The 24950-nt window shown below is 47.8% G+C and carries 24 protein-coding genes; 7 read left to right on the forward strand and 17 right to left on the reverse strand.

Annotated features, from left to right (window positions below; all coding sequences use genetic code 11):
* Nucleotides 1–6: 6 nt before the first annotated feature.
* Genes cheD through METH11B_RS0105905 form a run of 9 tightly spaced genes read right to left on the reverse strand, consistent with a single transcriptional unit; the run spans nt 7 to nt 8725 of the window.
* Entirely contained in the window at nt 7–645 is a 639-nt protein-coding gene (cheD, locus tag METH11B_RS0105865; protein WP_020482354.1) for a chemoreceptor glutamine deamidase CheD, read from the reverse strand.
* Nucleotides 642–1478, reverse strand: coding sequence for a CheR family methyltransferase (locus tag METH11B_RS0105870; protein ID WP_026601228.1), 837 nt, complete (start codon nt 1476–1478; stop codon nt 642–644). The genes cheD and METH11B_RS0105870 overlap by 4 nt, the downstream gene beginning before the upstream one ends.
* Nucleotides 1479–1502: 24 nt before the next feature.
* Nucleotides 1503–2012, reverse strand: coding sequence for an STAS domain-containing protein (locus METH11B_RS26265; protein WP_026601229.1), 510 nt, complete (start codon nt 2010–2012; stop codon nt 1503–1505).
* Entirely contained in the window at nt 2012–2773 is a 762-nt protein-coding gene (locus METH11B_RS0105880) for a ParA family protein (RefSeq protein WP_026601230.1), read from the reverse strand. The genes METH11B_RS26265 and METH11B_RS0105880 overlap by 1 nt, the downstream gene beginning before the upstream one ends.
* Complete coding sequence (locus tag METH11B_RS0105885) at nt 2770–3276, reverse strand: chemotaxis protein CheW (protein WP_020482358.1); 507 nt, start codon at nt 3274–3276, stop codon at nt 2770–2772. Before METH11B_RS0105885 ends, METH11B_RS0105880 begins: the two co-directional genes overlap by 4 nt.
* Nucleotides 3277–3321: 45 nt before the next feature.
* The gene (locus METH11B_RS0105890; protein WP_026601231.1) at nt 3322–5667 is read right to left on the reverse strand and encodes a methyl-accepting chemotaxis protein; all 2346 of its coding nucleotides are present in this window, start codon (nt 5665–5667) and stop codon (nt 3322–3324) included.
* A gap of 42 nt (nt 5668–5709) precedes the next feature.
* On the reverse strand, nt 5710–6225 hold the full coding sequence (locus METH11B_RS0105895; protein WP_020482360.1) for a chemotaxis protein CheW: 516 nt from the start codon (nt 6223–6225) through the stop codon (nt 5710–5712).
* Between the two features lie 19 nt (nt 6226–6244).
* The gene (locus METH11B_RS0105900) at nt 6245–8323 is read right to left on the reverse strand and encodes a chemotaxis protein CheA (protein WP_026601232.1); all 2079 of its coding nucleotides are present in this window, start codon (nt 8321–8323) and stop codon (nt 6245–6247) included.
* Nucleotides 8324–8362: 39 nt separating this feature from the next.
* Nucleotides 8363–8725, reverse strand: a complete 363-nt coding sequence (locus METH11B_RS0105905; RefSeq protein WP_026146892.1) for a response regulator — start codon at nt 8723–8725, stop codon at nt 8363–8365.
* A 413-nt stretch (nt 8726–9138) separates the two neighbouring features.
* On the opposite strand from METH11B_RS0105905, the gene METH11B_RS0105910 reads away from it, so the two are divergent.
* The 6 genes from METH11B_RS0105910 (at nt 9139) to METH11B_RS26270 (ending at nt 17534) form a co-directional block, all read left to right on the forward strand.
* Nucleotides 9139–9771: a GspH/FimT family pseudopilin gene (locus METH11B_RS0105910; RefSeq protein WP_026601233.1), complete on the forward strand. Its 633-nt coding sequence runs from the start codon at nt 9139–9141 to the stop codon at nt 9769–9771.
* 6 nt (nt 9772–9777) lie between these two features.
* Nucleotides 9778–10248, forward strand: a complete 471-nt coding sequence (gene pilV, locus METH11B_RS0105915; protein ID WP_026601234.1) for a type IV pilus modification protein PilV — start codon at nt 9778–9780, stop codon at nt 10246–10248.
* On the forward strand, nt 10245–11285 hold the full coding sequence (locus METH11B_RS0105920) for a PilW family protein (protein ID WP_026601235.1): 1041 nt from the start codon (nt 10245–10247) through the stop codon (nt 11283–11285). The genes pilV and METH11B_RS0105920 overlap by 4 nt, the downstream gene beginning before the upstream one ends.
* Before the next feature lie 8 nt (nt 11286–11293).
* Nucleotides 11294–11794, forward strand: a complete 501-nt coding sequence (locus METH11B_RS29385) for a pilus assembly PilX family protein (RefSeq protein ID WP_026601236.1) — start codon at nt 11294–11296, stop codon at nt 11792–11794.
* 52 nt (nt 11795–11846) lie between these two features.
* The gene (locus tag METH11B_RS0105930) at nt 11847–16889 is read left to right on the forward strand and encodes a PilC/PilY family type IV pilus protein (protein WP_026601237.1); all 5043 of its coding nucleotides are present in this window, start codon (nt 11847–11849) and stop codon (nt 16887–16889) included.
* A 183-nt stretch (nt 16890–17072) separates the two neighbouring features.
* Complete coding sequence (locus METH11B_RS26270) at nt 17073–17534, forward strand: type IV pilin protein (protein ID WP_081733758.1); 462 nt, start codon at nt 17073–17075, stop codon at nt 17532–17534.
* A gap of 20 nt (nt 17535–17554) precedes the next feature.
* On the opposite strand, the gene queA is transcribed toward METH11B_RS26270, so the two are convergent.
* The 8 genes from queA to METH11B_RS0105975 form a co-directional block, all read right to left on the reverse strand.
* Entirely contained in the window at nt 17555–18574 is a 1020-nt protein-coding gene (gene queA / locus METH11B_RS0105940; RefSeq protein ID WP_026601239.1) for a tRNA preQ1(34) S-adenosylmethionine ribosyltransferase-isomerase QueA, read from the reverse strand.
* Between the two features lie 186 nt (nt 18575–18760).
* Nucleotides 18761–19003 (reverse strand): FAD assembly factor SdhE, encoded by a 243-nt coding sequence (locus METH11B_RS0105945; protein ID WP_026601240.1) that lies wholly within the window; start codon nt 19001–19003, stop codon nt 18761–18763.
* A complete protein-coding gene (locus tag METH11B_RS0105950; RefSeq protein WP_026601241.1) occupies nt 19000–19782 on the reverse strand; it encodes a succinate dehydrogenase iron-sulfur subunit in 783 nt (260 codons plus the stop codon). The genes METH11B_RS0105945 and METH11B_RS0105950 overlap by 4 nt, the downstream gene beginning before the upstream one ends.
* Complete coding sequence (sdhA, locus tag METH11B_RS0105955) at nt 19782–21566, reverse strand: succinate dehydrogenase flavoprotein subunit (protein ID WP_026601242.1); 1785 nt, start codon at nt 21564–21566, stop codon at nt 19782–19784. The genes METH11B_RS0105950 and sdhA overlap by 1 nt, the downstream gene beginning before the upstream one ends.
* Before the next feature lie 3 nt (nt 21567–21569).
* Nucleotides 21570–21950, reverse strand: coding sequence for a succinate dehydrogenase, hydrophobic membrane anchor protein (gene sdhD / locus METH11B_RS0105960; RefSeq protein WP_026601243.1), 381 nt, complete (start codon nt 21948–21950; stop codon nt 21570–21572).
* 13 nt (nt 21951–21963) lie between these two features.
* Nucleotides 21964–22335: a succinate dehydrogenase, cytochrome b556 subunit gene (gene sdhC / locus METH11B_RS0105965; RefSeq protein ID WP_036275646.1), complete on the reverse strand. Its 372-nt coding sequence runs from the start codon at nt 22333–22335 to the stop codon at nt 21964–21966.
* Between the two features lie 39 nt (nt 22336–22374).
* Nucleotides 22375–22551: a DUF1674 domain-containing protein gene (locus tag METH11B_RS26275; RefSeq protein WP_231499588.1), complete on the reverse strand. Its 177-nt coding sequence runs from the start codon at nt 22549–22551 to the stop codon at nt 22375–22377.
* An 18-nt stretch (nt 22552–22569) separates the two neighbouring features.
* A complete protein-coding gene (locus METH11B_RS0105975) occupies nt 22570–23877 on the reverse strand; it encodes a citrate synthase (protein WP_020482375.1) in 1308 nt (435 codons plus the stop codon).
* 430 nt (nt 23878–24307) lie between these two features.
* On the opposite strand from METH11B_RS0105975, the gene METH11B_RS0105980 reads away from it, so the two are divergent.
* Nucleotides 24308–24853, forward strand: a complete 546-nt coding sequence (locus METH11B_RS0105980; RefSeq protein ID WP_020482376.1) for a flavodoxin — start codon at nt 24308–24310, stop codon at nt 24851–24853.
* Nucleotides 24854–24950 lie beyond the last annotated feature (97 nt).

Raw genomic sequence — 24950 nt, forward strand, 5'->3', positions numbered from 1 at the left:
GGTTTCCTAAAATAGCTCTACGCTACCTTCAACCGGTGCGTCCTTGATACTCGAACTATATTGCTTCTCGCGCAGGAAGATAGTTTGGTTGTGTAAATCTTTAATTTTTTTCATTCTGACCCGTCCGGTGTGCGGAAAAAAATTCACCTTACGCGGATAAATATCGCCCAAATCATGAGAAACCAGATTCAACGCTTCAGTATCCACATAATCCAAAACGAATTGAATGTTTCTGGCTCCCACATCACCCAGGGTAGCGATGATTTTGCCGCCGCCGAACAACTTAACTTCCAAGTTTTTACGCTTACCGCCATTTTTCAAAATAGCATTGATCAAATGTTCCATCGCGTAATTGCCATAGCGCGAGGCATTGCCAACGACGGCTTCGTCTCTGTCGTTCAAACGACTTTTACTGGTCTCCGGCAACATGAAATGATTCATCCCCCCGACGCCGGTCACCACATCCCTTATACAAGCTGCCACGCAAGAACCCAGCACGGTAGTAATCATTTCATCCTGTTTGGTGACGTAGTAGTCACCGGGCATCAATTTTGCCGCCACTATTTGATTTTCTTGATCCCAATACCGATTAACATTTTCGAAGCCGGCGATAAGCGATCTTTCCACATGGGGCACATGACTCACTTACTCGACTTCCTGTAGATAGTATTACCTACTAAACTGAATCCGGTATCGAGCTGATGCAAGGATTCTGAATGGCCAATGAACAAATATGAGCCCTCCTCCAATAAGCCGCAGTAACGATTCGCTAACATCGCCTTGGTTTCCCGATCAAAATAAATCAAAACGTTTCGGCAAAAAATAAAATCAAAATACCCTTTCAAGGGCCACTCCTGCATCAAATTCAATTGTTTAAACTCTATCAATTCTTTCAATTCCGGTTTAACTCGCACCTTGTTCGCTTGTCCACCCACACCTTTTTGAAACCAGCGTTTGAGGCGTTGCTCGGCTATTCCTGTCACGCGATCAGCCATGTAAATGCCGGCTGCGGCGGTGGCCAAGACATTCGTATCAAGATCGGTAGCCAGAATATTTACAGTCCAATCAGCCGGGACGCTTTCCTTCAAGGTCATCGCCAAAGAATAAGGCTCCTCACCTGTCGAGCAACCTGCGGACCAAACTTTAATCTGTTTAGTCCCGGCATGTTTTTTAAGCAAACCCGGTACAACCGTCTTGCTTAAATATTCAAAGTGGTGATTTTCGCGAAAAAAAGAAGTGAGGTTAGTGGTGACAGCATTAATAAATTCAGTAAACTCAGTATCCGGGTTGTGTTTCAAATAGTGACAATACTGTTTGAAGCTGGTGAAGCCCAGCATGCGGACCCGTTTCGACAATCTCGAATAAAACATGTCAAATTTATCGTCCGGCACCAAGATTCCGGAATATTGGTTGGATATTTTCCTTAGAACATCAAAATCTGCTTGGGTATATTCAAACTCGCGCGCTTTTTCTTTCATTTTGTATATTCGGGTAGTGCCCCATCAAAAGAAGCCGGATGCCGCCTGATCAACTTCCAGCATTTCGGCAATCCCCAACAACTCCGATGCTTCAATAAATTTATCGGAAGGAAAATCGATAGAAATGGATTTCTGCAAGCCAATTGCGGTTTGCTTTAAAATCAATAACAGTTGCAAAGTCGCAGTATCTATCATCGTCACACCGGAAGCATCGATATCGATAGCCTCAAAATTGCTGAGCATCTGCGTCAGGCGTTGGTGGAGAACCGCCACATTTTGAATATTCAGTACCGGCTCCAATACCAAAACCGCTCTCTCACCTTCGGACGTAGATAGCTCAGAAACATCGGCCGGCGATTGACTCAGGTCCATCTCAAGGTTTGACGACACTTCTGTCGGGCTCGCAAGTTCTGCCCGACTATCCGCTGCTGATTCGGCAGCTTCGGCTTTTTGTGAGTCTTGCTTGAAATCTGATCGATGCATCCAAGCCAAAGGATCGTAACCGATCAAACTATCTTCATCTTGTTCCGCCATTACATCATTCTCCCTTCCAAAAAGTCTTTAGCAAGTGCCGTAAAATCTCGTGCGGAACGGCAGCCAGGGCGATATTCAAAAATGGTTTTACCGAAACTGGGGCACTCGGCAAGTAAGGCAGTTTCCCGAATGGTGGTCGCCAAAATCTGCCCTGGGAAGTATTTTTGTATGACACTCAACACCTCCTTTGAAATACGTCTGGTCGGAATATACCTGGACATGACCAGAGAAAATTTATAGGGCCTTTTCAAAGCGCTTTCGAATTTCTTGATGGTTCCCACCAAATGCGACAAGCCTTGTAATGCTAGATAATCACTGGTCATCGGCACCAATATTTCATCGGCGGCAAACAAGGCATTGGCTACCAATACCCCGGAAGAAGGGGGACAATCGATAAAGATAAAATCTTCATCGCGATTGCCATCAAGCAAAGCACTGCGGAGGAGATCTCCGCGTCTGGCCCCACCATCCGTCAATTGCTCAATTTCCTGCAATCTAGGGCCGGCAACCACCAAATTCAGATTCTTTCTAACCGGAATTAATTGCTCCTCGAGACTTACTCCTTCCAACAAAACCTTATCAATCCCGCTCTTTTGCGGATCTACCCAACCTAGCGAAACGGCCAAATGACTCTGTGGGTCAAAGTCTATCACCGTAATTTTCTTACCCAGTTTAGCCAGCGCGTGAGTCAAATTGACCGAAGTTGTGGTTTTTCCTACCCCGCCTTTCTGATTAAGGACCGCTACAATCCTCGCGCTCATTTACCCTCTGACATAGCAGCAAGCCCGGCAATATCGACAAACTCCTCCGGATTTAAAAGCTTATCGACATCCAATAACATCACCATATTTTTCTTGCCGACGAACATGCCGCGCATATATTGAGTATTGATTCTCGAACCCAAATTCGGCGCTTCTTTTATATCGGACAGCTTAATATCCAACACATCCGATACCGCATCGGCGACGATTCCCATCACCGAAGCACCCGAAGCAGTATTGACACTCATCACAATAACGACCGTCACCGGCGTATATTCAACTTTTTGCATCTGAAAACGTTCGCGCAGATCGACAATCGGCACAATGGAACCGCGCAAATTCAACGCACCTTTAACAAAATCAGGCGTATTGGGAATTTTTCTAATCGGCTCCCAGCCTCTGATTTCTTGGACTTTCAAAATTTCGATGCCATATGCTTCGCCTTCTAACTCGAAAGTTAGAAATTGCTCAACGTGCTGATTGGATTCTAAATCGGCTGTCATGGCGGCTATTCCCTATCTAATGGTTTGGTCAATCAAGCAACTCCGCTAAAAATCCTGCCATTCGTCGTCGGCTTGCGAGGTTTGCTTAAAACTACTCGGCTGACGAACCGGTTGCGATGGTGCCGCTCTATTGGCCTCTGCACGAACGACGCTGGAACTATCGGCATGATGAGCAACTTTTTGCTGCCCGGATTTTTTTTCTGTTTTGAAAAACGCCAACATTTCGACCATATTCGTCGACAAGTCGCTCATTGAAACACTGGCGGCGGATGCTTCTTCGGCTAAGGCCGCGTTTTGTTGGGTAATTTCGTCCATTTGCGCTACTGCCTGATTCACTTGGCCTATTCCCGCAGATTGCTCGACACTTGCGTCGGCAATCTGCGCGACAATATCCCCTACCTTTTGCACACCAGCCACAATTTCGTTCAAAGCTTTACCGGTTTCGTTCACAAACTCGGTGCCAGCTCTGACTTTTTGCACACTGGTTTGAATAAGCTCTTTACTCTCCCGGGCCGCAGTGGCACTGCGTTGTGCCAGATTTCTGACCTCTGTGGCAACGACTGAAAAGCCCCTACCTTGCTCGCCTGCTCTAGCTGCTTCCACTGACGCATTCAAGGCCAACAAATTGGTTTGGAAGGCAATTTCATCAATCACGCTAATGATATCGGCAATCTTATTACTGCTCTCGTTGATTTCCTGCATGGCGGAAACGGCCGCCTTGACGACATTCCCACCTTTTTCAGCCAACTCTCTGGCGTTATTAGCTACTGCATTGGCTTGCTGGGCATTATCGGCATTATTTTTCACAGTGCTGGTCAGTTCCTCCATGCTGGCGGCAGTTTCCTGCAAATTCGCGGCCTGTTGTTCGGCGCGTTGCGACAAATTGTTGTTACCGCTGGCAATTTCTTGGGATGAGTTATTAATAAAATGGGCGGACTCGCTAACTTGACCGAAAATCTCGTTCAGTTTATCGATAGTGGTATTAATATCGTTCTTACAGTTTAAATATACGCCTTGGTAATCACTGGTGATTCGATTGGTCAAATCCCCGGAGGCCATACTTTGCATGGTACTGCCAACATCTCTGAAGACGTTTTCGATCACATCGGTTAGTTCGTTGATGCCTTCGCTAAGCGTTTCGAAAAAGCCTTGTTTATCGACCATCTCGATCCGGCTGGACAATTCACCGGCCTTGACCGCCTCCACTATGCTGGCAATTTCCTGCTCGATTTTTACTTCATGCGTTCTATCCAACCATTCGACCACGATGCCGATACGCTCGTTTTCGTCGTTATTAACCGGATTGGCAACAATATTCATGTGTCGACCGCCAATCACTAACGCCGAACTAAACGTGCTGGATAGATTTGCCAAAAGGCCGCGTTGGTGGCTGGGTTTTTTATGGAATTGATCGATATTCGCGCCCATCAGCTTGCTGGCATTGAAGTCAGGCAATTGTTTACGAATGTCCGCTTCGGCATTTTGAAACATTTCCGCCACGGTCTTATTCATATAAATGATGTCTAAATCATTGTTAGCCACCATGACACAGGACTGCACATTGTCGAGCGCTTGTTTAATCCGCATCGCTTCTGATGCTACTTGTTTGGAATATGCCAAATCAGAATTCAATTTAACCTGCATGCCGTATAAAGCCCGATAGAAATCGCCGATCTCATCACTACGGTCCAAATCTATCGTATTCCGGAATTGCTCATCCGCCATCCGATAGGAAATACTAATCGACTTCTCTAAAGCCTTGACGACATTACGAATCACAGAGTATCCCAATATTGAGGCAAATCCCGCCAAGCCCAAAAACAGGAACATCTCCGGGTACTTTTGTTCCATGTAATGGTCGTAAATGGAATTGATCGTCGGCAACAAAAAGATCAGGTAGATAATCCCGACTTTTTTCCACAGGCCCAATTCCAATAATTTCTTGATTACCGCACTAATTCCCTTGGGCCTTATTGTGGCTTTATTGGCATTCAGTTTTTCATATAAGGATTCTGCCTGCTGAATTTGCTCCCGGGATGGCGCGTAACGAACCGACAGGTATTCCTGTACTTTGCCATTCTTGAACACCGGTGTAACGTTTGCCTCTACCCAGTAATAATCTCCGGTCTTGGTCCTATTTTTAACGGGTGCGGTCCAAGGGCGTCCAGCCTTCAAACAAGTCCATAAATCTTCAAATGCTGCCGGCGGCATGTCAGGATGGCGAACCATATTATGATTAGCCCCCACAAGCTCATCCTTGCTAAAGCCGCTGATTTCGATAAAAGCGTCGTTTGCATAGGTAATAATGCCTTTCAAATTGGTGCGCGTGACCAAAATGGTGCCTGGCTTCATTAAGACTTCACGATCGGTCACAGGGTGATTGAGTTTCATTGCATATCCTCCGTTACAACCCAGCCATAAACAGCTCTTTTTTCAACTTTCATCTTCACCATCCAGGCCATCAAGTTTTAATAATTTATCTACATCCAACAGCATCACCATTCGGCCGTTTACTGAAACCAGGCCATTGATAAATTCAGTACTGACTTTTGCACCAAAATTCGGCGCGCTTTGGATACTTTTTTTATTCACATCGACAACATCTGAAACAGAATCCACCACAACCCCGATGATCCTGGTTTTATCGGCCATACGCGCTTGCAAAACCACAACTACCGTCAGAGGCGAATAGTCACTGTGTCCCAGTTGAAAGCGCTCACGTAAGTCGATGATAGGCACAATCGCGCCGCGAAGATTGACTACGCCTTTTTCATAAGCAGGCACATTAGGAATTCGCGATACCGGTTCCCAACTGCGAATTTCCTGAACTCTTAGAATATCTACACCATATTCTTCCTGGCCCAAGGTAAAGCTTAAAAACTGCAAACTAGTGTCCAACCGCTTTGCATCTTGCTGGTCTGTAATGCTGTGTTCGATTATTTCCGACATGACACGCTTTAGATTAGGTTTATTGATTGGACAAACGCACGAGACCGGGGATATCAAGAATCAGGGCCACGGAACCATCACCCAGAATAGTTGCACCAGATACACCTTCAATCCGTCGATAATTCGCTTCCAGCGACTTGATCACCACTTGCTGTTGCCCAAGTAAATCATCTACGAACAATCCGCAACGCAAACCTTGCCCTTCGACAACTACAATTAAACCTTCGGTTAGCTTGGTGGTTTTCGCGGTGGGTACGTTAAAAATTTGATGCATTCTGATAATCGGCAGATATTGGCCGCGTAACAGGAAAGTTTCCCCTTTGCCCGCCACTCGATTGAGCCTGTCTTCCTTGACATGGAGTGACTCGATAATAGAGCCCAACGGTAAGATGTAGGTTTCGTCGCCTACCGCAATCGACTGACCATCCAGGATAGCCAGCGTAAGCGGGAGGTGAATGGAAATGGTAGATCCTTTGCCCAACTCGGAAAGGATTTCTATGTTGCCGCCCAAGGCCTGGATATTACGTCGTACCACATCCATGCCTACGCCGCGACCGGAAATATCGGTAAGCTTTTCGGCCGTAGAAAACCCAGGCATAAAAATAAGCTCGTATGTTTGCTTATCGCTTAAGATTGCATCGGGATCGATCAAACCCTTTTCAATTGCCTTGGCCCGTAATTTATCTTTGTCGAGGCCTTTACCATCGTCAGTCACTTCAATCACGATATTGCCGCCGCGATGATAGGCCTCAAGGGTCACCGTACCCGTTTCGGGCTTTCCGGCCGCCAGCCTGACATCCGGCATTTCAATGCCATGATCCAGGCTGTTTCTGACTAAATGAACCAGAGGATCGCTGAGCAATTCGACAACTGTCTTATCCACTTCGGTGTTTTCACCCACCAATTTAAGTTCGATTTTTTTGCCGAGTTTGCTGCTGATGTCATGCGCCAATCGCGGGAAACGGCTAAACACGAAACTGATAGGCAGCATGCGAATGTTCATCACGCTTTCTTGCAGCTCGCGGGTATGTCGCTCTAACTGGGAAAGACCGTTTTTCAATTGATCCAATTTATTAAGTTCAAAATGTTCACCTAACAAACTGAGCATGGATTGCGTAATGACCAACTCCCCGACCATGTTGATCAAGGTATCGATTTTACTAGTATCCACACGAATGGAACTTGAACCTTTCGGTGCGGCTTTTGCGTCCTCTTTTTTACCGTTTTTACGGTCTACCGCATTAGCCTCGGATTCTTCGGTACTTGTAAACTCAGCGCTTATTTCTCTAGCAACGCTATTTGTAACGGGTTTTATCGCTATGTCTGCTGACACCTCGGCTTGTGTAGAACTTGTGGACGTTTTGTAGATCGGTTGTTTAGCCAAATCGCAATCGTCCTCAACCCAATCGAAAATCTCGTCGATTTCCGTTTCCGGGATATCGCCCGACACCTCCAACTTCCACGACAAATGACACTCTTCAGGATCCAAATCGTAAAGATTCGGCACGCCTTGCAAGTCTGCGGTTGTGGTCAACTTCCCCAGCGACGCTAATTCCCTAAACATCCGCACCGGCTCGTTGCCGGTCTTCAATAGATGTAAGTGCGGACTGAATGCGATAACCCAACCCGCTATTTGCTTAACATCATCAGCAGACAGAACCTCAGAGGCTTTTGCTGTCTGTTTTCCAGCCGAGGGAATGTTCGGAACAGCGTTATTCAGTTCGCTATCCAAGGCTAATTTATGCTCAGCCACATCGGATTGGTCTACTTCACTGCCGTTTTGTATCGATTGCAGCATATCTCTCAGGCAATCGACTGACCCCAACAACACATCAACCGCGGGTTGGGTGATTTTTCTACGGCCGTCGCGCATTTCATCGAGCAAGGTCTCCATGACGTGGGTAAAGTCGGAAACCGCGGTAAAACCGAAAGTCCCGCTACCGCCTTTTATAGAATGCGCGGCGCGGAAAATGGTGTTGATGTCTTCGACGTTAACATCCCCCAAATCAAGATTGAGCAACCCCGATTCCATCGCGTCAAGCCCTTCGAAACTTTCTTCGAAAAAAACCTGATGAAATTGCGCCATATCGATTGACATAGAATTACCCGGTGCCGATGTCTCTGAAGAGGCGGATATTTAGCCCATCACTTTTTTGATCGTTTTCAAGAGCTGGTCTGGATTGAATGGCTTCACTATCCAGCCGGTTGCACCGGCATCTTTGCCCTGCTGCTTTTTATCCGTTCCCGCCTCAGTGGTTAGCATCAACATTGGCGTAAACTTGTAGTTGGGCAAAGCGCGTAAGTCTCTAATCAACTCAATTCCGTCCTTGTTTGGCATATTCACATCGGTAACCACGCAATCGAAAGCTTGCGCTTTGGCTTTGTTCAAGGCATCCGCTCCATCAACAGCTTCCACCACGTTATAACCCGCGCCTTTTAAGGTAAACGCCACCATCTGCCTCATTGATGCGGAATCGTCTACAGCAAGAATTGTTGCCACAATTTTCTCCTCCAAATTTATCGAACATAATTTAAAACTGTTAAACCCGTGCAAACTGCGATTGCCAGTTCACCTGATTAGAATTTTACATTGCTGTGATTGTAGCTAAGCTCCGTTAAGATTGTAGTTAGAGAAAGCTGATCTTGCCGAAAAACACTCATTTTAAAAATCTAAGACACTTCATTGCCGAGATCGCCATTTTGGCGAACATCTGCAAACACTCACATTGCGATTGTGGTTTAACTCGCATAACTTTGTTAAATCCTGTGCTATCTTCAAATTCGATTTTGACGAGCCACCGCTTCCCCGTTCGCGCAGTAGAAATGCACTTCTCGTAGGTCGGAGCGGCAAATAACAGCAACAGAGTTTGAGTTCATTTCCGCCCAACCACGTGAGTCACAATCCAATAAATTATGCAAAAATTATTCACCGAAACATCTAAAGGATTCACGCTGGTCGAGCTGATGGTGACCATCGCTATCGCCGGCATTCTGGTGGGTATTGCAATTCCAAACTTCACTTCGATTATCAGCAACAACCGTTTAACCACATCAGCCAACGAATTGGTCACAGCATTGAATTTGGCTCGAAGCGAAGCGGTAAAACGTGGCAGATCGGTGACTGTGCGCAAAGTTGACGACAAATCATCGACTAACGTCGGTCAAACTGCGTGGGCCTCAGCTAATTGGGAGCAAGGTTGGGATGTTTTCACGGACGCAAATGGCAATGGAGAGTTCGACACTGGAAACGATGTGCTTCTCAAGACTTATGCAGCGTTAACACCGTCCTATACCTTACGCGGAAATAATTTCAGCAACTTCATTCGATTTACTCCATCCGGGCAAAGCAATAACAATGGCAGCTTTGTGATTTGTAACAACAGCGACGGTAACAACACGCCGGAAGCAAACACTTCCCGATTAATTATTGTCAACTCCATAGGTCGAGTGCGCATGGGCCTAGATGCCAACAATGACGGCATACCCAACACTGACACAGTAGCGAGCACCGCCTCGAATATTACATCTTGCTTACCCCCATTTTAGTCACCCATGAAAACAGCCAACGGTTTCACGTTAATAGAAGTCTTGATCGCAGTGGTGATACTTGCCTTGGGTTTGCTCGGCCTGGCTGGCTTGCAATCCACAAGCCTACGAAACAATCAAAGTGCATATTTTCGCTCACAGGCCACTTTGCTTGCTTACGATATAGCTGACCGAGTACGAGCAAATGCAGTGGGTAACTACAACAATCAAGCAGAAACCAATAACGATTGCTTGACGAACACTTGCACACCAGCACAAATGGCTGGTTACGATTTAAAACAATGGAACGACCAGTTAAGAAATCAATTACCTAGCGGCGAAGGTGTAGTGTGTAAGGACAAAACCCCGGGGGACGGAAATTCAAAATCCGCTCATAACTGCGACGGGATCGGCGATGCGTATGCGGTAAAAATTTGGTGGGATGACGACCACGATGGGGCTGCGACGCAACGGTTTGTAATGAGTTTTCAGCCATGAAAAAAAATCAGATCCATTTCCTGCAAACAGGCATGACTCTCATAGAAATTATGATTGCGCTGCTTCTTGGCGCATTCCTATTAGGCGGAGTAATTAAGATTTTCGTTAACGCAAAGCAGACTTACGGGATGCAGGAAGGTTTGTCCCGGTTACAAGAAAACAGCCGTTATGCGTTGGAAATACTCAGCAAAGACTTACGTTTAAGCGGTTTTCAAGGCTGTATTTCCATCACCGATTTAACACCCACCAATACGGCTGCCGCGCCGATTATTGCACCAACGCCCACCTCTGTTATCGTCGGCTACAACGGCAGTGAGGCATCTCCGGCCACGGCTACTTGGTCCCCAGCCTTACCGACGGCCTTGTCAGGTTTAACCACTCCGATTACCCCTGGCACCGATGTAATAACGGTGGTTTACGGTGAAAGTTGCGGCGGTTATTTGTCAGCAGATATGGCAAGCGCAACCTCGGATATACAAATTTCCAGTTCCAATACCTGCGGCATAGCTGATGGTGATCCGGTTTTAATATCCAGCTGTAGCAACGCCGACCTTTTCCGGGCCACCACAGGCACTACCTCGACACTTATTAAGCACAATGCGGTGTCTTTGCCGGCAACTTGCGCTTCCCCACCGTGCTACAAAACCAGCTCGGAAGTCTTTGCGTACCGCGCATACAGCTATTTCATCCGCCCAGGCGCAAGCGGCGAACCGGCTCTTTGGCGATACGACAACACCAAAGCCGCAAGTGCCGCCAATCCTGTTGAAATATTGGATGGCATAGAAAACCTGCAAATTCTCTATGGCGAAGATACCGATGCCGACGGTGTAGCCAACCAATATAAAACCGCAGCTAACGTCACCGATATCACCGATGTCGCCAGCGTGCGTATCTCACTCTTGGCGCGCACCAGCGAGAATCTAGCCTCGCAAACCCTCACTTACGATTACAACGGGAACACAGGCATCAACCCCGGCGACCGGCGAATTCGCCGCGTGTTCAACGCGACGCTTGCAGTGCGTAATCGGTTGCAATAGGTGGCACCATGAATAATTCGAAAATAAAACAAACTGGTGCGGTGCTAATCGTCAGCTTAATCATGCTGATGCTTCTGACGATCATTGGCGTGACGGGCACCAATGTCACCAGTCTGGAAGAAAAAATGGCCGGCAATATGCGTGACCGTAATCTTGCCTTTCAAGCGGCGGAGTCCGCCTTGCAAGCCGGGGAAACTTGGCTAAATACACATACCTATACCTGCAGCAAAGCCGCCGGCAGATTCAATCCACGCGATAAAGATTGCAACACAGCTACTGCGGAAACCTTGGAAGTTTGGGACAGCATAAGTTGGGACGACAATGATTCGGTACTTTACACAGGCGTTTTGTCAAACCTCAGCGCTAATCCCCGTTACATAATTGAAGATTTGGGCTGCTTACCCGCACCTGCGGCATGTCCCGGCACACATAACTATCGAATTACCGCCAGAGCAACCGGCGGCACAGCAGACACTATCGTCATGCTCCAGTCTATTTACCAAATTTAGTTAGTCATACTGACTATTTATATGCAAACAGAAACACGCAGAGGGCAAAATCATGAAAACTAAGCAACGCCAAGTAAAAGCCTATTTTTTGCTGATTCTGTCTCAGACATTGCTAGCAAGCTTCAACGCTTCGGCAGGTATTTCTCAACAACCCTTATTTCTAACCTCGAGCGTTCCACCTATTGTCATGCTGACCATGGGTCGCGACCACAAGCTCTATTACGAAGCCTATAACGATGCTTCTGACCTTAACGGCGATGGGTTAATTGACGTTGGCTATAAACCAAGCATCGACTACTTCGGGTATTTTGACTCGCATCGTTGTTACGATTACGCGGACAGCGACGGAGGATACTTTACACCGAAAGCAAAAACACCATCAGCTACTGATAAAACCTGTTCATCGGTGGACGGCGACTGGAGCGGTGATTTTCTTAACTACATTACAACCGCGCGTATTGACGCTCTCCGCAAGGTACTATATGGCGGTTACCGAGGCGACGACACCACCTCGAAGACCGTACTCAAACGCTCATTTATCCCTCAAGATGCCCATTCATGGGGTAAGGAATACAATCCTAGCAATAACCCGGGATACCTTATCTCAGACTACACACCGTTGGCCGAGCCCGCTACGGGGAAAAGCCACCTATTTGCAAATGTGTCCTTAAGTTACACCGGCCAACCCTTGATGCGCGTCTTAAATAATACTTCCTACCGCGTTTGGGAATGGCTTTCCATCGAACGGCCCGTGGCCGGTAGCGATTGCGATAACGGCAGCCGTACAGCCTGTGCAACCACGGGTAGCTCTAACTGGTCGGTAGTTCCCGATATAGTATTCAGCAATTTGGTGAGAAAAACTTATAGAACCGGAGATACTGCTCCCGCCCATCCATCGAGCGCTGCGGAGTATGCAACATTTGTTACTAATTACGGCACCACCGGTAACTTACGCCTCACTGACAATATGACTAGACTGGAGGCCAATGGTAATCCTGAACGTACCGAACGTTATTTAACCGTTGTAAAAGGAAAAATCACTGTTCCTGCCAGTCTCAATTACAAGTTTTCGGTAGATGGCGACGATGCAGTAGAAGTATTGATTAACGGTACGGTAGTGGCAGGATATTACGGAGGCCATGGCGTCTGCAATTGCAATACTAATAATGGCACTATTCATCTCACCGCTGGTGTCGCTTACGATATTGAATACCACCACGAGGAGGCTTACGGCGACGACAGCTTCGTATTGCGCTGGGACACCTCGAATACCGCCTCTAGCATCACCGACTACAGTGTCAATGTTAACGTCTGCGAAACCGGCAAATTGGAAGCCAACTGCAAAGCCTACAAAAGTGGATCAACCACAACCTATAAACCCACAGGGTTGCTACACACCTATGGCGAAAATGACTCGATGGCATTTGGCTTGCTGACCGGTTCTTATAAAAAGAACATCTCAGGCGGCGTACTCAGGAAAAACATAGAATCTTTCACCAACGAAGTAGACCCTACTACAGGCATATTTACGACAACCAACGGTATCGTCAAGACAATCAACAACCTCCGTATCAACACCTTCAACTACTCGGATCACGCTTACGCTTCTGGGTGGATTACCACGCGCGCAATAACGGAAGGTGAAGCAGCCGAATGGGGTAACCCTATAGCGGAAATGATGTACGAGGGTTTGCGCTATTTTGCTGGTAAAGCAGCCCCCACCTCAGCCTACTCCATCACAGCCACGGATACCCCTGATGCAACACTGGGATTGCCTTTGCCGACTTGGCTTGATCCATATTCAAATACAGGCGGTAAATATCTGAGCTGTGCGAAACCGATGCAACTGGTTATAAGCGATATAAACGCATCCTACGATACCAATCAGTTGCCCGGCAGCTATTTTGACTCGTCGTTCTCAGGTGATTTGTCTGGTCTGAATGTATCGACCTTAGCCGATACAATATGGGGTAACGAATCCGAATCGAGCAATATTTTTATCGGTCAATCGGGGATTGTCAGCGACGGTGCCCCCACGGCAAAATCGGCAAGCAGCTTTAAAAATATCCGTGGCTTAGCGCCGGAAGAACCTACCAAATTAGGTGGCTTTTACGCTGGCAGCATTGCTCTGCACGGCAGAGAAACCGACTTAAATGCCGCTACCGGCGACCAGAAGACCGATACTTTGGCCGTCGCATTGGCTTCACCGCTCCCCAGAATCGAAATACCGGTAAACGGTAAGATAGTAACCTTGGTACCGTTCGCAAAATCCGTAGCGGGCTCCAGCATCACCGCGACCTCAACCAGCTTTCAACCCACCAATCAGATCGTAGACTTTTATGTGGAAAAGATTGTCAACACGGTAGAACCTGTATCCGGTGTGACAACAGGGAATAAAGATACCTCCATTAACGGCGGACGTCCGTACGGAAAATTTCGCATAAATTACGAGGACGTCGAGCAAGCCGCCGATCATGATATGGATGCCATTGTGGAATACACATTTACGGTCAATGCATCAAATCAGGTAGTGGTTGAACTTAATTCAACCTATGCTGCTGGCGGTATAGTCCAGCATATGGGTTACGTTATTTCCGGTACCACCAAGGACGGGGTCTACTTGGAAGTCCGTGACAAAGACACTGGTTCAGGAAGCGATACCGACTATTTCCTTGATACGCCTCCCGGCCAATTTCCTGGTGGCACTTGGTCGGACAACACAGCCTTGCCGCTAACTGCAACCCGGACTTTTACCGTCGGCACTACAACTTCAGCCAGTTTCGTGAAACACGACCCGCTATGGTATGCAGCGAAATGGGGCGTAAGCGACAAAAACAAAGATGGTATTCTGGACCAAAATGAATGGGACGAAGATAAAAATGGTATTCCGGACGGTTATTTTCTGGTAACCAATGCAGGTAAACTTTCCGAACAATTGGGAAAAGCTTTCGCCAAAATACTCAGCAACGTGAGTTCGTCCTCGGCAGTAGCCGCCAATACCGCAAAATTAAATTCAGGGACATTGGTTTATCAAGCCAAATTCGACCCACGTGACTGGAGTGGTCATTTGTTGGCCATACCACTCAATCAAACTACAGGCAAACTTGAAACAAATAATCTTAATTGGGATGCTGCTACAAAATTACCAACAGCCGGTAGTCGTAAAATTTATACCCTCAATCCAACTGTAACCAGTGGTGCACGCGGTATGGAATTTCTTTGGGCGAACTTGACCACTACGCCGACCGGTAGTTCGCAACAGGATTATCTCAACCAAGTCTTCGGCACAGCTGACGGCAAAGGAGAATTACGACTGAATTGGCTGCGAGGGGATAACTCAAAAGAACTGCGTTTAGGCAGCGAAAACTTTAGAAACAGAATCAAGCAATTTGATGGCACCTTCCTGGAAAACAGCACTGATCTGGCAAATGGCTCGATTGATACCAATAAGCTCGGCGACATCGTAAACTCCGACCCCATCTATGTTGGAACCGATGACTTCGGATACAGCTCCTTACCCGGTGCAGAAGGTAGCGACTACACTTCATTTCGAGCCAGCACGAGTTACCAAAATCGCAGACCCATGATTTACGTAGGAGCCAATGACGGCATGCTGCATGGGTTCGACGCCAAAAAGAACGCCGGATCGATTACTTCCGGCGGTACAGAAGTTTTTGCCTATATTCCGAATGCTCTATTTCCGGAATTAAGTAAGCTGACATCACTCACATACACCCATCAGTATTTTGTTGACGGTAAGTCAAGCTTTGGAGACGTATATTACGACTCAAGCTGGCACACCCTTCTCGCAGGTGTCACAGGAGCCGGAGGCAGAGCCGCATTCGCTCTCGACATCACTAATCCGGATACGTTTGGCGCCAGCAGCGTTTTATGGGAGTTCACTAGCACGGATGACAATGACCTAGGCTATACAATAGGTCAACCCGCTATCGCTAGAATGAAAGACGGCACTTGGGCGGTTATCGTTGCGAATGGTTATAACAGCGATGCGGGTAAAGCAGTGCTATATATACTCAACGCCAAAACCGGCGTATTAATCAAAAAACTTGATACCGGTGTCGGTGACGCCGCGAAAAAAAATGGTCTTTCATCACCAAAAGCTGTAGATACTGACGGTGACAAAATTGCCGACACCATATACGCTGGAGATCTCTACGGAAACTTCTGGGAATTCGACGTGAGCGCTTCTTCCGCAACCAGCTGGGCTATTGCCAACAGTAATTCGCCGCTCTTTGTAGCATGCACAACCTCAGGCACTTCGTGCCCGTCGGCAAACCGTCAACCAATTACAGGAAAACCAAATATCGGCGCAGTTGGTGCAGAGCAAACCGGTGGAATTATGGTTTATTTCGGCACTGGCAAATACTTTGAAACCACAGACAATGTCTTGCCAGCCAGTCCGCAAATTCAGTCTTTTTACGGTCTGTGGGATGATAACTCTGGCACTATTACGGACAGAGCAAAGCTACAAGAACAAACCATTACCTACGAAAGCGTACCGGTTAACTCTACTGGCACTGCGGGCACAGGAGTGGTACGGGTAACTTCCAGAAATACCGTGTGTTATTCGGCGGCTACAAGTCCTTCAACAGACGACGACACTCTCACCACCACCTGTAGTGCAACCAATCTCAAAAAAGGTTGGGTAATGAATCTCGTAAAACCAACCAATATCTTGCAAGGTGAAAGAGTGGTTAGTCCACCGGTGATGTATGAAGATTTGGTTATTTTTTCAACGATGATTCCCAGCGCTGATCCATGCTCTGGTGGCGGCGTAAGCCGCGAGATGTCCATTGAGGCAACTACAGGAAAACGCCCGGCAACACCCGCTTTCGATCTATTCGGTAATGATGGTAAGGTTGACGTGAATGATTATATGTTAATCAATGGTAAATTAGTTGCCGCTTCAGGTTGGGACATGGGCATTGGCTTAGTTACAAACCTAAGTTTTGTTGAAAATCACGCCATCGGATCCGGCAGTGACGGAACGGGTGAAAAGTCATTTAAAACGCCCAATCCCCCCGGAGGCGGAGGAGGTGGCGGCAAAAGAACTTCTTGGCGCCAATTGAGATAAATAGCTAAGTTGTTGAGAGCTTATTTTGGAATTAGTCTGATACTAAGAATTTAATGCCTGTGACTTTTGGTTAATCGGGGTTTAGTCGTACGAATTTGCCTGTATTCACTGAATTAAACCGATATGAGATAACAGGCTTACATATTTCAATAAACGATAAAACCCAAACCGGTCAAAATTAAAATGAACAAAACACAACAAGGCGTAACTCTTATAGAGTTAATGGTTACAGTGGCGATCATCGGCATACTTGCCGGCGTCGCAATACCTGGCTATCAAGAGAGTGTACGCAAATCGCGAAGAGCGGATGTCAAAGGCGTATTGCTCGGATTAACCAATGCCATGGAGCGACGTTTTACGGAAGCCAATACCTTTTGTGACGCCGCTGCGGGAGGCACTGCGGTAACCGGCTGTGGAACAACAACGGGCGATATTGGCGCACCGTCAATCTTCACAATCCCAACCGAAACCGCCAGTTTTTACACGGTAACAATTAGTGCTGCTAGCTCCAGTAGCTATACCTTGAGCGCGGTTCCAGCCGGAGCCCAAGCCGGTGATAAATGCGGTACCTTATTAATAGATAATACCGGCAGCAAAACGGTAGCGAGCGCAACATTAGATGCCTCCACATGTTGGAGCAGATAAAACCCTGGCTGAGCAAGCGCTCAGATAACTAGCATCGCATCGCCATAGCTGAAAAATCGATACCGCTGATCAATAGCATGCCGATACGCGTTCATTACTGCGTCATAGCCGGCGAATGCCGAAACCAACATTAACAACGTCGATTCAGGCAAATGAAAGTTTGTCAGCAGAGCGTCCACCGCTTTAAACGAGTACCCTGGCGTAATAAATAAATCGGTATCGCCGAATCCAGCTTGCAAACCGCCGTTGCGTGACGCTGACTCTAAAGCCCTTACCGCCGTGGTACCTATAGCCACGACCCGACCACCTCTGGCCCTTGCTTGATTTACCGCGTCCACACAAGCTTGAGAGACGCTATAAGATTCTTTATGCATCACATGCTCGGATAGGTCTTCGACGCGTACCGGGCGAAACGTGCCGCTGCCGACGTGCAAAGTGACGAAACTGCGCGCTACGCCTTTTTGATCTAAGCGATCCAACATTGCTTGATCGAAATGTAAGCCGGCAGTGGGTGCCGCCACGGCACCCAATTGCTCGGCAAATACGGTTTGATAACGATCCAAGTCGCTCGCTTCGTCAACACGGCTAATATAGGGCGGCAGCGGCATATGCCCTACTTCGTCCAATAGTGCCAACAAGCCTGCTTCCGCTTCAAACCGCAGCCTGAATAAATCGTTATGTCTACCCATAACCCTGCACACCTCGCCATTCTCCAAGGTCAACAAGGCATCGGTCTTTGGCGACTTACTTGCTTTAACATGAGCAAGCGCTGTATGAGCATCCTCGATACGCTCGATCAATATTTCGACTTTACCGCCGCTTGACTTATTTGCGAATAAGCGAGCCGGCATTACTTTGGTATTGTTAAAAACCAATAAATCGTTGCTGCTTATCATGTCAACAAAATCGGCAAACTGACAGTCTGTAATTGCCGCACTTTGTCTATCCAGACGTAGCAATCGGCTGGCGCTCCGTTCCGGCAGCGGATACTGGGCAATAAGTTGCTCCGGCAACTGGTAATTAAAGTCGCTCTTTTTCATTCCGAATAGTATTTAAATGACTTTTGAACAATCTTGGGACTTTATCAGCCACAAGACAGGTAAAGGAGAATTTATTTGAGGTTTGTTAATACGTTAGATCAGTTTGCATGATAGAAAGCATCGATTTTGAAGCCAGATTGTAGCCTCAATCATCGATAAGCAGTCGAGATAGCATTTTAGCAAAGCTTAAACCGGCAAAGCCCTTATTACCAAGACCAGGTTTTTCAAACTGTCGTCGTTCGGCAATTGTTCACCCATCAAGTATCGCATCAGCTCCGTGTCTTCAAGTTCCAGCATTCGCAAAAATGTCTGCTGTTCCAAAAGCTCGGCGGCGAGATAACGATTTTCTAAATACCTGAGCAGCATCAAATCCAGCTCAAGGGTACCGCGCCGGCAACGCCAGCGCAGTTTATTGATGTTTTCGCTCACAGATGATCGCGTTCCACCAACAGCTTCTTTATTTCGGCGATAGCCTTAGCCGGATTAAGCCCCTTAGGACAGGTATCGGTGCAGTTCATGATGGTGTGACAACGATACAATTTAAACGACTCATCGAGCTCGTCCAGACGTTCCTTATCATTTTCATCACGACTGTCGGCCAACCAACGATAGGCTTGCAATAGAATCGCCGGTCCGAGATATTTATCGCTGTTCCACCAATAGCTTGGGCAACTGGTTGAGCAGCATGCGCAGAGTACGCATTCGTACAGGCCGTCCAACTTAGCCCGCTCATCTCTACTTTGCAGACGTTCTGTGTTCTCGGGTGCTGCGGACTCGGTGGTTAACCAGGGCTTTATAGACGTATATTGCTCAAAGAAATGCGTCATATCTGCGACCAAATCCTTGACCACCGACATATGCGGCAACGGGAATATTTTCACGGTGCCTTTATAGTCGCTAATCGCTTTGGTACACGCCAGCGTGTTTTTGCCATTGATGTTCATCGCGCACGAGCCGCAGACCCCTTCGCGGCAGGAGCGGCGAAACGTCAGACTGCTGTCGATCTCATTTTTAATTTTGAGAATCGCATCCAGCACCATGGGTCCGCATTGGTCCATATCAATCTCATAGGTGTCGATGCGCGGATTTTCCCCGGAATCAGGATCCCAGCGATAAACTTCGAAATTACGGATGTTGGTGGCGCCTTCGGCTTTATAGGTTTTACCCTTTTTAATCACCGAGTTTTTGGGCAGTGTAAATTCAACCATTAGTAAACCCTCTCTTTAGGCGCAACGACTTCTACTTCGTCGGTGAGCGTATACAGGTGGACGGGGCGGTAGTCGATTTTGACTTTATTGTCTTCCCGCCAGGTCAGAGTGTGCTTCATCCAGTTTTTGTCGTCGCGTTTCGGATAGTCCTCGCGTGCGTGACCACCCCGACTTTCCTGACGATTACCGGCGGCAGTAATAGTAACTTGCGCTTGACCGAGCAGGTTATCCAGTTCCAGTGTTTCCACCAAATCGGTATTCCAGATCAGTGACTTATCACCCACTTTTACATCGTCAAACGATGCGGCAATCTCACCTATCGCCTTGATCCCTTCGTTTAGCGTGGATTCAGTTCTAAATACCGCCGCTTTAGATTGCATAGTGGTTTGCATATCCATACGGATTTCCGCGGTTGTGCGGCTACCATTGGCATTTCTGATTTTGTCGAAACGCGATAGCGCGTGATCCGTGGCGTCTTTTGCCAACGGCTTATGCGGCATGCCCGGCTTGATCAGCTCTGTGCAACGAATCGCCGCCGCCCGGCCGAATACCACCAAATCCAACAAAGAGTTAGAACCTAAACGATTGGCGCCATGCACCGAAACGCAGGCAGTTTCGCCGATGGCCATCAAGCCAGGAACCACATAATCAGGGTTACCGTCTTTCAACGTAACGACTTCGGCCTTGTAGTTGGTCGGAATGCCGCCCATGTTGTAGTGCACGGTCGGCAACACCGGAATCGGTTGCTTGGTCGCATCGACACCGGCAAAAATTCTGGCGGTTTCGGTGATGCCGGGCAAACGCTCATGGATGATGGCCGGGTCGAGATGCTCCAAATGCAAATGCACATGATCTTTCTTGGGACCGATGCCGCGTCCTTCGTTAATCTCCACCGTAATCGCCCGGCTGACTACGTCGCGTGAAGCCAAGTCTTTGGCATGCGGCGCGTAACGCGCCATGAAGTGCTCACCTTCGGAGTTGGTCAAATAACCGCCTTCCCCGCGCGCACCTTCAGTCATCAAGCAACCGGAACCATAGATACCGGTTGGGTGGAATTGCACGAACTCCATATCTTGCAAAGGCAAACCGGCTCTCAAGATCATGCCATTGCCGTCGCCGGTAACCGTATGCGCCGAGGTGCAAGATAGAAAGGTACGACCATAGCCGCCCGTTGCCATTACTGTTTGATGCCCGCGAAACAGATGAATCGATCCGTCATCCAGGCACCAGGCGAGAACACCGCGACACTCGCCCTCTTCCATAATCAAATCCAGCGCGATGTATTCGACGAAGAATTCGGCGTTGTGCTTTAAAGCCTGTTGATACAAAGTGTGCAGAATCGCATGCCCGGTCACGTCTGCCGCCGCGCAAGTTCTTTGTGCCTGACCTTTGCCATAATGAGTGGACATACCGCCAAAAGCCCGCTGGTAGATTTTACCTTCCGCGGTTCTGGAAAACGGTACACCGTAGTGTTCCAATTCAATAATGGCTGGAATCGCTTCCCGGCACATGTATTCGATGGCATCTTGATCGCCCAGCCAATCCGAACCTTTCACCGTGTCGTACATGTGAAAACGCCAATCGTCTTCGCCCATATTACCCAGCGCGGCGCTAATCCCGCCTTGTGCAGCCACAGTATGACTACGAGTAGGAAACACTTTACTGATACAAGCGGTTTTTAGACCTTTTTCCACCATGCCGAAAGTAGCCCGCAAGCCGGCTCCGCCGGCGCCAACCACCACGACGTCATGTTGGTGTTCGATGATGTTATATGCTGAGGCCATGAGTTACCTTGCGAAAAAAATGATGATAATCGCGAGTAATGCCGCGACACCCAAAACTAAAAAAATCAGATTAGTGGCGCGTATCGCCAAGTGTCTGACGGGGATAGTAGACACATAGTCTTCAATCACCACCTGCACTCCTAAAGCGGCGTGGTAAACCACTGCCACGGTCCAGGCGATAATTGCCAAGGTATTTAGCGGGGAAGATAACCACTCGACAGTATCTGCATACGGCGCGTTCAAGGCTTTGTTTAGTAACACAATCAACCAGATTGACAACGGCACCAAGGCCACTGCGGTGACGCGTTGGTACCAAAAATGACCTGAGCCGCTATGTACCGAGAAAAAATCAGCGGCTTTTTCCAATGTTGCTTTGTAATCCATAACCAGCCCTCTTTTAAGAAACCACAAAGGTAATCAGTGTCAACGAAGCGGAAGCAATCAGCTCGTAAACTGCGTATTTATCCAAAGTCATCCGCTCGAATGTTTTGCAAAAATCCCAAATCAGATGGCGAATACCGTGCACCAAATGAAAAAATAGCGCGTAAATAAAGCCCCAATACACCAGCTTAAACAGCCAATACGACATAAATGCCTGCATGGCACCGTAAGCGCCTTCGCCGGCGGCAATAACAAACAGCACATAGACAAATAGCACCAAGCCCATGGAAAGAAACACCCCGGTCATGCGATGGGTGATTGAAACCAGGCCGGTTAAGGGCAATCGATAGACTTGCAGATGGGGCGAAAGTGGTCTGTTTGCTGACATGATTTACCCTGTTATTTAAAGTTGAAAAATAATTTGTTATTAAAAATCGACGCAACGACCTTTACGCTCCCAATCGCCAAAGCGAGTAGGCTCCGGCCCTTTCGGGCCATTAATTTCTGTCGGAATGGCGGGATCTTGCTCCGCAGACGGCGTCTCCTCGGATTCGGTCTTAGCGCTCTCAGGCGGATCTTGCGTGGTACCTTGTACTGACTTCATATCGATTTTCTGCATAATTTAGCGATTATTGACAGCTGTATAATCGCGGCGCGGCGGCCCGACGTATAACTGTCTCGGCCTGCTGATAGGCGTCGCCGGCTCTTCCATCATCTCCAGCCAATGTGAAATCCAGCCGGCGGTTCGAGCTATTGCAAACATCACGGTGAACATTTCGACGGGGATGTGCAGGGCTTTGTAGATAATGCCGGAATAGAAATCGACATTGGGGTAGAGTTTTTTCTCGATAAAATACTCGTCTTTCAACGCATATTCTTCCAAGGCCAAGGCCAGTTCAAATAAGGGGTCGCTGGTGTTGGTTCTACTCAACACCTCGTAGCAGGTTTTGCGAATGATGGTAGCGCGGGGATCGAAGTTTTTATAAACCCGATGCCCAAAGCCCATCAAGCGGAACGGGTCGTCGTGATCCTTAGCTTTAGCGATATATTTGGGTACGTTTTCGACGCTACCGATTTGGGCCAACATATTCAAAACCGCTTCGTTGGCACCGCCGTGAGCCGGTCCCCACAACGCCGCTATGCCGGCTGCCACGCAGGCATAAGGATTGGCGCCGGTACTGCCTGCCATGCGCACTGTAGAGGTACTGGCGTTTTGCTCGTGGTCGGCATGCAGAATAAACAACAGATTCAGTGCTTGGACCAGATTGGGATCGATGTAATGTTCCTGATCGATGTAATTTTGCGAGGAACGGGAGAACATCATGTTCAGGAAGTTCTCACAATAACTCAGATCCATGCGGGGATAAACAAAAGGTCTACCTATGGAATGCCGGTATGAAGCTGCGGCAATCGTCGGCATCTTGCCTATCAACCGGGTCGCACAGATCATACGGCTAGCGGGATCTTTAATGTTCAAATCGCTGTGATAAAACGCCGACAAGGACCCCACCACACCCACCAGCATCGCCATAGGATGGGCATCGTAATGGAAACCATCAAAGAATTTGCGCAAGGCTTCGTGGATGATGGCCCTATCGCTGATTTCCTCGTTAAAGTCGCGCAACTGCACGGCATTGGGCAGTTCGCCGTTCATCAGCAAATAGGCAACTTCAGTAAATTCGCAGTTTTCCGCCAATTGTTCGATGGGATAACCGCGATACAACAAAATCCCGTTATCGCCATCAATGTATGTAATTTTGCTTTTGCAAGCAGCCGTGGCAATAAAGCCCGGATCGTAAGTAAAACACCCAAGATCTTTGTTTAAAGAGCGAATATCGACAGTATCTGCACCCAAAGACCCCTTCAACAACGGATATTCAACTTCTTTTCCGGTGGCGTTATGCCTGACCAGTAAAGTATCGTTTGACATGGTTTCCTCAGTTTTCTGTTAGCAGAAGCTTAGCAGTTGAATTCGATTATCACACAGCGAATGTGATTAGGCCAACCGCTTATGCCATGATCTGTCTTTAGCTTAAGCCCATAGCGATTAGCACCTATTACCCGGAAAGGTTCAAGCCATTGTTCGGCTGATTGATAAAAACACCGCTTGGTTCAGAAAAAGCGTTATGCATCAGCCAAACACTGCAACATTTCTGTCAGATTTTGTAAGCAAAGGACAGAGTGTCTGTTTCATTGTTACAAAGATAACCAAATACGTTAGTCACTGTTTCGCCCCTTTCCACTGGGCAGTCTACCGCAAAGCGTTGAAGTTACCGACTTAGCGAGAACTCAGAACCGAAGATTACTGATGGTTTAAATTTTGCTTTGCTGCTTGTAGACAATTCGATGGAGATTTAACAATGAACAAGATTGGAATTTTCTACGGCACCGAGAAAGGTATGACAGCGATGATGGCGCAGGTCATGTACCGAGTTTTGGGCGACGAAATTGCCAGCGAGCCGGTGAATGTTAATCAAGCAACAGTAACGGAACTGCTTGGTTACAAAGCCTTGATTTTGGGCATGCCCAGTTACGGCGTCGGCGAAATACCCGGCAGAACCACCGGCAGCGAAGAAGGCAACTGGGAAGAGTTTTTGTTCCGTCTGGATGAGGCCGATTTGTCCGGCAAACGGGTTGCGCTATTTGGTTTGGGGAATCAGCAAAAATACTACGCGCGCTTTGCCAGCTCCTTGATTCATTTGTATCACCATGTTCGGTCTTATGGTGCCGAGGTGACCGGCGCTTGGAGCACGGATGGCTATCACTTTACCCATTCCAGTTCGGTAGTCGATGGCAAATTTGTCGGCTTGGTGCTGGATCACCACAACCAACCCGAGCTGACCAAAACCCGGATTCTGGATTGGCTTGAACAAGTGAAGCCGGCTTTGTTGGAGAAGTTGAATTGACTGTTCATTGGCATTGAAGCACAGCCGCGTAAAATAGTTCCAGCGCTTAAGTGTCGCTACCAACAATACAGGATCTGCCATCGCAACGAGGCGCGTC

The organism is Methylomonas sp. 11b (genome assembly GCF_000515215.1).
GTDB lineage: Bacteria > Pseudomonadota > Gammaproteobacteria > Methylococcales > Methylomonadaceae > Methylomonas.